1 pseudogene is annotated in these 532 nt (G+C 63.0%); it reads right to left on the reverse strand.

Features of this window, described 5'->3' with window-relative positions:
• Positions 1-115: 115 nt before the first annotated feature.
• A pseudogene (locus EN935_RS39655) lies at positions 116-532 on the reverse strand (ornithine--acyl-ACP N-acyltransferase OlsB); the annotation flags it as partial.

Consider the following 532-nt stretch of genomic DNA (forward strand, 5'->3'; position numbering starts at 1 on the left):
CTACAAGAGCCGACCCGGCCGGCGGCCGGAAGATATTCCGTGAAAAGGAAGCGAATAGGGAATAGCGAATAGCAGTCCGCAGGATTGCGGCGTAACTCCTCGCTATTCGCTAGCGTCAGGCAGCGAAGCGCTGGGCTTCCCCGCCATAATAGTTGACGTAGCGGGCGCCGATTTCCTTGACCGGCATGACGACGAAGACGTCGACCGTCGAGAATTCGCGGTCGATGACGCAGCCGTCACCGATGCGGGCACCGACGCGCAGGTAGCCCTTGACCAAAGGCGGCATCGCAGCGATCGCCGCCTTGGTATTGACGGCCTCGATCGGCATCAGATCCATCGAGCAGTAGCGCCCGGACACGGCGCGCACGTCCCAGGCCGAATTCGTCCGGCAGTGGTGGGCGAGGTAGGTGAGCGCCTCCGCGTGCGCTGCCGGCACGGTGCCGTGAAAGGACGCGCAGCCGGTCATCACGCCGATTTCGTAATGGTTGATATAGGCCCAGATGCCTTGCCACAGCGCCTCGATGGTGCGCTT

The sequence above is a fragment of the Mesorhizobium sp. M7D.F.Ca.US.004.03.1.1 genome (assembly GCF_003998635.1).
Lineage (GTDB): Bacteria > Pseudomonadota > Alphaproteobacteria > Rhizobiales > Rhizobiaceae > Mesorhizobium > Mesorhizobium loti.